The organism is Lutibacter sp. (assembly GCF_046055765.1).
GTDB lineage: Bacteria > Bacteroidota > Bacteroidia > Flavobacteriales > Flavobacteriaceae > Lutibacter.
Genome location: NZ_JASFZF010000104.1, coordinates 1 through 9106, shown reverse-complemented (window position 1 = coordinate 9106; position 9106 = coordinate 1). Strand labels below are relative to the sequence as shown.

The window sequence follows — 9106 nt, the reverse complement described above, 5'->3', positions numbered from 1 at the left end:
ATTGCTCCGGAATGGCGTAAAGCTGCACCAATTCTTGTATAACCATTTGGTTCAACTGCTCCAACTTTGAACTTAGCTTTATCCCAATCTTCATCAAAATCTTTAATCGTTAAATAGGAAGAATGATTTCTTGTTTTTGAATAAAAACAATCAATAGAAAAATCAATATTGAATTCATTTAAAATTTCGCCAAACAAAATAGAAACTTGTTTTTCCACGTCAATTACTCTATTTCCAGCTGCATAACCATCACTTGACAGACTAATATCTAACAACAATAAAATAGATAAATCTTTTTCTTTTTTACGTTTGGAAAGATATATTTTTTCTGAAGGTGTATGCCCAGAATGTACGTCAACAAACAAATCGGTTATGGCATCAATATCAAATTCTTCTCCTTGAGTTTGACGACGTTGTTGTTGCAGTTTATTGTTAACTGTAGTCAACATCTTTCGCAATCCGTTTAATGTAGATTTATTTTGATTAATTGTTTTTTTATAATAAGGCACATTTGTTTTTAGTAACGTTTTAGGATACACTTTACAAAAATTTTCTTTGTATTTTCGTTTAGCATAATTCCACTCATCATACAAAATGTGATACCCAGAGCTATCAATCTCAGCGCTTTCAGAAACTGTGGTATTCTCCACAAAATCAGCTTGATACACAGAATGAGCTGTGTCATCTACACGAACTGTGTATTTCATATTTAGTTCGTCTAAAGCATTTTCGTGATCTTTTAATTCATCATCGCCGTCCATATCTCTCCAATTACCTCCAAATTCATCCGCAGTTTCAACTTTTTCAAACTGATGTTGCGTAGTGGCATCCTCCACCTGTTTTTCATCGATTTGTACAGAAATAATTTCTTCAACAGCTTTAGATTTTAAAATTGTTTTTGGTTTTTCCTCTTTTCCTTTTTTTACCTTATCTGTAAAGTTTTTTAGTTTTTCACCTGAAGTTTCTTCTGGATTATTACGCATCCATTTTCCAAAAATAAAAGTAAAATCTGCTAATGATTCTTCTTTAACTTTAGATTCATAATGCTTTTTAAATTGCTCAAAATACTTTTTAGTAATAGGAAATTGTTCAAATAAAGATGCTAAAACAACTAAAGAAGTTTCACTTGCTTTTTGCTGAGATTCTAACAATTCATGCTCCTGATTATCATCCCAATTTAAATCTAAATTCTTTTGAATAGATAAATATAATATTCTGAATAAATAAAAAGATATATTTTCTTCGACAGTAGGAAATTCATAAAATACCGAAGGAAGAAAAAAGTTATTATTTTTATAACCTCCTTCTCTTTCTGCTTCAAATAGTTCAATAGGATCACCTGTTATTGCTCTTGCAAATATGGTTAATCTTGACTTTATATCAATTAAATTAACCACATTAACTTTACTTTCTTGCTTTTTACGTTTACGCCTTTTAAAGTAATAAGCTAGTTTGGTAAAGATATATTCATCGGGTTCAAATTCAAACATTTTTGTTTGTATTAAAGATAGCTGTAGTAACACTTCAACAAGCTCAGTGTGACTTTTTTAGTTCAAGTTTAATAACTTTTATAAATTATATCATTAAATTACACAAATCTTTTAAGGCTTCTATAACTTCTAAATCATCCGTTAAAGGTTCAACAATAGCCACTTCTACTGAAAGTCGTTTTGGCAATCCGCTATGAATTAATTTTGCAGCATCTACCAATAAACGTGTAGAAACTGTTTCTGCTAATCCAAGTTCTGTTAAATTTCTTATTTTTGTAGCAATATTTACTAACTTTTTAGCAGTACTTTCATCAATTTTAGTTTCATTTACTAAAATTTCAGCTTCAATTTTAGCTTCAGAATAATCGAAAGAAGTTGCTATAAATCGCTGACGAGTTGATGGTTTTAATTCTTTAAATCCTTTTTGATAACCTGGATTAAAAGAAGCTACTAACATAAAATCTTGATGTGCTTTTAACGTTATTCCTAATTTATCAATAAACAATTCTCTCCTATGATCAGTTAAAGAATGAATTGCAACTATTACATCTGGTCTTGCTTCTGCAATCTCATCTAAATAAATAATAGCTCCTTCTTTAATTGCTGTTGTAAGTGGACCATCTAACCAAATAGTTTCTGCACCTTTAATAATATACCGACCTATTAAATCGGTTGAAGAAGTTTCTTCATGACAAGCAATGGTAATTAGTTTCTTTTCCAATTTATGAGCCATAAACTCAATAAACCTTGATTTTCCTGTTCCTGTAGGCCCTTTTAATAAAAATGGTATTTTATTTTTATACGCATGTTCAAAAACATCAATTTCTTTTCCAATTGCTTTATAATATGGCGTAATATTATTCATTAATTTAAATTTTATCTAATACATTAAAACCGAAGCCACTTCATTAAATAATACAAAATTTAACTTAGTGGCTTTGGTAATTAATCAAAAAAATTAAATTACATTACTATACAAATAATGTAATTATTTTATTTTTACTTTTCAATCTCTAAAGCTTCATCAGATGGTGTGCCATGCTTAAAGAAGTCAACTATAAAAAGGGTAATTCCTGTTGCAAAAATTGTAGCACAAATTAAAAGTACAATAAAATGAACTTCTATTTCTTGCTGAACAATCATAAAGTCCATTTTCATTTTACGTTCCAAATAAACTTGTGCAACACCTGCTACACCAAAGGCAACTGTCATACCAAGCATTCCAATATTTGATAACCAAAAAGCGGCTCTTCCTATTGCGCTTTCATATAACTTTCTACCTGTCATATTTGGCAAACTATAACTAATTATTGCAAAAACAATCATAGCATAAGCTCCCCAAAATGCTAGGTGACCATGCATTGCAGTTACTAAAGTACCGTGCGTATAAATATTAGTTTGTGGTAACGTATGAGCAAAACCAAGTAAACCAGCTCCAACAAAAGAAACAATTGCAGCACCTAATGTCCAATACAATGCTAATTTATTTGGATGTTTTTTTTCTCCTTTTCTATACATGTTTACGGCAAACAAAGCCATTGCTAAAAATGCAAATGGTTCTAATGCTGAAAATATCCCTCCAACAATTAACCAAATTTTATTAACTCCTATGTAATAATAATGGTGTCCTGTACCCAAAATACCTGATAAAAATGTTAATCCTACAATTACGTATAACCATTTTTCAATAACTTCTCTATCCACACCGGTTATTTTTATTAATAAGAAAGATAAAATACCTCCCATTATTAATTCCCAAACACCTTCAACCCATAAGTGAACTACCCACCAACGGAAAAATGAATCCATAGTTTGATTATCAAAAGTTATCATTCCTGGCAAATACAACAATGCAGCAAATAATAAACCCATGGTAAGTACTAGAGCAGTTGTTGTTCTTCTTTTTCCTTTAAAAAGTGTTACAATAATTAATCCCATAAATAATAAAACATTTACAACTACTAAATAATCTAATGGACGAGGTATTTCTAAAAATTTACGACCTTCCCAAATATTAAAATGAAAACCAATAATGGCAGCAACAGCAACTACAGCTAAACTTATTAATTGTACATACGCTAGTTTTACACTAACCAATTCACGTTGTGCTTCTTCTGGAATAATATAATAAGCAGCTCCAAAAAAACCAGATAGTAGCCAAACTACCAATAAATTAAGGTGAACTGCTTTAGCGGTATTAAAAGGAATAATATTATGTAGACCATCGTATCCTGCATGGGCAAAGCCCATAATGAATCCATATACAATTTGTAATACTAATAATAGCATAGAAAAGGCAAAAAACCAATATGCTACTTTTTGTGATTTATATTTCATAATGCTTTTATTTAGTTGTTAGTTTTATCTTTTGCTAATGGAGATACTATTCTCTCAAACCCATTTAAATCTATTTCTCCAATCCATTTAAAAAAAGCAACTGCATCGGTTGCTTCAGCATCTGTCATTCCATAAGCTACCATTTTTCTATTACCGTGATCTGCACGTTGCCAAGGTGTTTTCGACATCAATACCGCTTTAATATAACCCTCACCCCTTCTTTCTACAACTTTTGTTAATTCCGGAGCATAATAACCTCCTTCTCCTAAAATAGTATGGCATCCCATACAGTTATTAGATTCCCAAATTTCTTTTCCTCTAATTACTGAGGCTGTTAAATTTTCATTGTTTGTTTGGTCATTACTTTTGGATAAAGAATACACCGTAAGCCCTATAAAAATTAGGAATGTTACCAATGTTCCACCCAAAAAGAAAGCCCTTGCTTGTTTTTTAGATAACATATTTATTAAGTTTAATTAGTAAAATTTTTCATTAAATAAAAGACCTTTTTATCTTTTATTATGTACTGCGAATATATATATTATTATTTTGCTAATATATGATATTTATCAGATTTTTTATAACGATATTATTTATCAATCTAAATCTAAATGTTTTAACGTAAGAAATCTACCATTATCTGCTACTTCTTTTGAAAATTCTAAAATAGTTTTATCTCTAAATTTCCCTAAAATACTTCGTTTAAAAGGTTCTACAATAAAATGAACAGGGCATGGATTTTCTCCATCACATTCATTTAACCCTAAAAAACATTCATTTAATTTATGCAAACCATCAATATTTTCAATAATATCACAAACTGTTTTATCTCCATTTTTTTTGGTAATATAAAACCCTCCATTTGGACCTTTAACCGATGAAATTATTTTAGCATGAACTAATTGTTGAAATAGCTTTGCTAAAAACGGACTTGGAACATCTATGGCATCTGCTATCTTTTTAACACTCATTTTTTTTTCTTTACTTGCATGCTCTGCTAAATATAGTGTGGATAATATTGCGTACTTACTTGCTCTTGATAACATATAGGTTAGTCTGATAATTTGATTTTCACAAATCTACTAAATTAAAGATTAAAAGATATTATATTTTTCTAAACTTAGCTGTAAAATGTCTCATTATAGGAGCTTCATCTATAATTTCAAAACCAGATTTTGCCTCTTTTCTAGTGTCATAAATTTTTTCTAAAACTGCTGCAATATATTCCATATGATTATGGGTATAGGTTCTTCTTGGAATAGCTAAACGTACCAATTCTAAATCTGGATATCTATTTTCACGAGTCACAGGATCTCTATCTGCCAGAACAGTACCTATTTCAACACCTCTAATTCCTCCAACTACATAAATTTCAATAGCCAAAGCTTGTGCTCTATATTCTTCTCTAGGAATGGTTGGTACAAATTTATTTGCGTCTAAAAAAACGGCGTGCCCACCTATTGGCTGTTGAACTGGAACACCATATTCAACTAGTTTTTTACCTAAATATGCAACTTGTTCTACCCTACTTTCTAAATAATCAAATTCAGTAGCTTCATCTAATCCTTGAGCTAAAGCTCCCATATCTCGCCCATTCATCCCTCCATACGTAATAAAACCTTCAAACATAATGGTATAAACGGTGGCTTGTTTAAATATTTTTTCACTGTTTAGAGCAATAAACCCCCCCATATTTACCAAACCATCTTTTTTGGCACTCATCGTCATTCCATCACCATAAGAAAATACTTCTTTAACAATTTCCTTAATCGTTTTATTTTCGTACCCTTTTTCTCTTTTTTTGATAAAATAGGCATTTTCCGCAAAACGTGCTGAATCAAAAATTAATGGAGTCTTGTATTTTTTACAAATTTTTGAAACTTCTCTAACGTTTTCAATGGAGACTGGTTGTCCACCTGAGCTATTACAGGTAATGGTTAAAATAACGAAAGGAATTTTTTCTAAAGGATATGTTTCAAATACTTTTTTTAATTTTTGAATATCAACATTTCCCTTAAAATCATGAATAATTGATGTATCAAAAGCCTCATCAATTGTACAATCTATAGCCGTTGCTTTTCTAAATTCAATATGTCCTTTTGTCGTGTCAAAATGTGAATTACCAGGAACTACATCACCTTCTTTTACTAAAGTTGAAAATAACACATTTTCTGCTGCTCTTCCTTGATGTGTTGGTAAAAAATAGGTAAATCCAGTAATCTTTTTTACAGTCTTTTTTAATTTTAAAAATGAAGAAGAACCTGCATAACTTTCATCTCCCACCATAATTTCACCCCACTGTTTATCACTCATAGAACCTGTTCCTGAATCTGTTAACAAATCAATAAAAACTTTATCTGATGATAAATTGAATAGGTTGTAATTTGCTTCTTTAATCCATTTTAAACGTTGTTCCCTTGTTGATCTATTAATAGATTCAACCATTTTAATTTTATACGGTTCTGCATATGGTAATTCCATAATAATATGTTTTAGTTTTAAATAATAAATTTTGAGGTTAGTGATTTTTAATCACTAAATAAGAAATAGAAATTAATTAATAAAGCACTCAGGACGCTTTACATTTAAATAAGAATTAAAGTTTATTTTAAAATAACTTAAAGCTTTCATTTAAAAATTATTATAGTTACAAATTTAAAAAATTATTTTTCTTAAAACCTCTTTTTAGAATCCTTTTTTTTATGATATTAATCATTAAAAGTAATATTTGTTACTTATATATTTGCAACCGCATTTTATCTAAGTATTTTATCGTTAAAAAACGATTATTGATATGAAATATGATAAATATCACTATTTTTGCAAAACATTTATTTCTAATAACTAAAACTTTGTAATGAATAAACTACTTTCATTTATATATTCAACAAAAATAACAGCATTTTTATTTGTGTTTTTTGCACTTTCTATGGGGATTGCAACCTTTATTGAAAATGATTATGGTACTGAAACCGCGAGAGCATTAGTTTATAATTCGTGGTGGTTTGAAGGAATTATGTTATTTTTTGTAATTAATTTTTTCGGTAATATTTTTAAATATAAATTATTTAAGAAAGAAAAATGGGTGGTGCTTATTTTTCACTTGGCATTTTTATTTATTCTAATTGGAGCTGGGATTACACGATATTCTAGTTATGAAGGAATTATGGTAATTAAAGAAGGTGAAACAACTAATGCCTTTTTTTCAGAAGCAAATTATATAAGTATTTATGTTGATAATGGAAAAGTTCAAAAACCACCAAGATTCGATAATATTATTTTATCAACTATAACTAAAAATAATTATAATTATTCAACAAATTTTAAGGATAAAAAATTTTCAGTCAAATTAACTAATTACACTCCTAACGCAACAACCATTTTTGAAGAAAATACAAATGGAGATTCTTATTTAAAATTTGTGGAATCAAGTAACACGGGTAGACACGACCATTTTATTAAAAAAGGGACTTCAGAACTTATTCATGGCATTCCGGTTGGTTTCAATGCTCCTGAGAACAATTTTATAGATTTTAAGTTTATTGAAGGAGAACTAAAAATTAAATCTAGTGTTGGAGGAACGTTTTTTAGAATGGCCGATAAATTTAGTGGGAATATTACAAAAGACAGCCTACAAAATTTCTCAATATTAGCAGTACATAATATTGGTAATTTACAATTTGTGGTCCCACAATTACCTACTAAAGGAAATTATAAAACTATATCAGGAGATAAAAAATCAAATAAATTAGCACAATTAACTTTTAAAGTGAGTGTAAATGATATATCTCGTGATATAACAATTTCAGGAGGTAAATATGATATTCAACGCCCTATACCATTTTCTGTTGGTGGATTAAATTTTAAAATGGCATATGGTGCTAAACAATTAAAATTACCATTTAGTATTAAATTAAATGATTTTCAATTAGACAAATATCCAGGTTCACAAAGCCCAATGTCTTTTGCTAGCGAAGTAACAGTTATTAGCCCTAAAAAAACTTTTGATTTTAGAATATTTATGAATCATATCTTAAATTTTGAAGGTTATAAATTTTTCCAATCTAGTTACGATATTACACCTCAATATGAAGAAACTAGATTGTCAGTAAATCATGATTTTTGGGGTTCAACAATTACTTACATTGGCTATTTTTTATTGTATGCTGGGCTTATTTTAATATTTTTTATGAAAAACACTCGATTTGGGTACTTAAGAAAAAGTTTAAGAAAGTTACAAAGTAAAAAAATAGCCATTCTTTTAATAGCATTATTAGGAACTTCGTTTTTGACCTTTGCACAAAATAATCCTCATGTAATTTCATCACAACAAATAGATTCTGCGCTTGTTACAACTACAGTTTCAAAAGAGCATGCTGCAAAATTCAGTAAACTAATTATTCAAGATTTAGGAGGACGAATGAAACCCGTTGATACCTACTCTTCTCAGTTATTAAGAAAAGTAAGTAAGCATGAGACATTTAGAGATTTGAATGCAAATCAAGTGTTTTTATCAATTCAACTTATGCCACGAATTTGGTTTCAAATTCCTATCATATATTTAGAACGTGGAGACTCTAAATTAAGGGATATTATTGGTGTGCCTCAAAATCAAAAATATGCTTCAGTTGCAGACTTTTTCACTCCAAAAGGACAATATAAATTAGCAAAACTTCAAGAAGAAGCCAGTAAAACAAATATTAAAGGAAAATTTGAAAAAGATATTATAAATGTTGATCGAAGAATTAATCTATTTTATTCTGCTTTAATGGGTGATGTTTTACGAATATTTCCAACACCAAATGATCCCAACAACAAATGGGTTTCTCAAAACGAAATAAAAGTTACAAATTTTAAAGGTCAAGACTCTATTTATGTTCAACAATTCTTACCCGTGTACTTACATTCACTATCCGAAGATATAAAGTCTAATAATTACAATAATTCTGATGAAATATTAAAAGGGCTTATTAAATTTCAAAAAAAATACGGAAAAAATGTATATCCTAAACAAAAGAATATTGATTTAGAAATTTCCTATAATAAGTATAATGTATTTAAAAAGCTATTTAGCTACTATATGTACATTGGAACTTTAATGTTCTTTTTTGTTATTTTTCAAATTTTCAATAAATCAAAAATTATTGATTTATTAATTAAGTTAAGTACTGCAATTATACTATTTTTATTTTTAATGCACACGGGAGGTTTAATTGCTAGATGGATGATTAGCGGACATGCCCCATGGAGTAATGCTTATGAATCTATGATTTACGTTG

General features: G+C 28.9%; 7 protein-coding genes. 1 reads left to right on the top strand and 6 read right to left on the bottom strand.

Annotated features, from left to right (window positions below):
• From QM495_RS10065 to QM495_RS10040, 6 genes are all read right to left on the bottom strand, one after another.
• Positions 1-1490 (bottom strand): nitric oxide reductase activation protein NorD (locus QM495_RS10065; RefSeq protein WP_408671978.1); only part of this gene is annotated, 1490 nt, incomplete at its 3' end.
• Positions 1491-1575: 85 nt separating this feature from the next.
• Positions 1576-2355 (bottom strand): CbbQ/NirQ/NorQ/GpvN family protein, encoded by a 780-nt coding sequence (locus tag QM495_RS10060; RefSeq protein ID WP_408671977.1) that lies wholly within the window; start codon positions 2353-2355, stop codon positions 1576-1578.
• 134 nt (positions 2356-2489) lie between these two features.
• A complete protein-coding gene (locus QM495_RS10055) occupies positions 2490-3827 on the bottom strand; it encodes a cbb3-type cytochrome c oxidase subunit I (RefSeq protein WP_408671976.1) in 1338 nt (445 codons plus the stop codon).
• Between the two features lie 11 nt (positions 3828-3838).
• Complete coding sequence (locus QM495_RS10050) at positions 3839-4288, bottom strand: c-type cytochrome (RefSeq protein ID WP_408671975.1); 450 nt, start codon at positions 4286-4288, stop codon at positions 3839-3841.
• A gap of 135 nt (positions 4289-4423) precedes the next feature.
• On the bottom strand, positions 4424-4873 hold the full coding sequence (locus QM495_RS10045) for an RrF2 family transcriptional regulator (RefSeq protein WP_408671974.1): 450 nt from the start codon (positions 4871-4873) through the stop codon (positions 4424-4426).
• A 58-nt stretch (positions 4874-4931) separates the two neighbouring features.
• Positions 4932-6308 carry a tryptophanase gene (locus QM495_RS10040; RefSeq protein ID WP_408671973.1) on the bottom strand — a complete coding sequence of 459 codons (1377 nt, stop codon included), beginning with the start codon at positions 6306-6308 and terminating at the stop codon, positions 4932-4934.
• A 376-nt stretch (positions 6309-6684) separates the two neighbouring features.
• Here QM495_RS10040 and QM495_RS10035 point away from each other — a divergent pair.
• Positions 6685-9106 (top strand): cytochrome c biogenesis protein ResB (locus tag QM495_RS10035; protein WP_408671972.1); only part of this gene is annotated, 2422 nt, incomplete at its 3' end.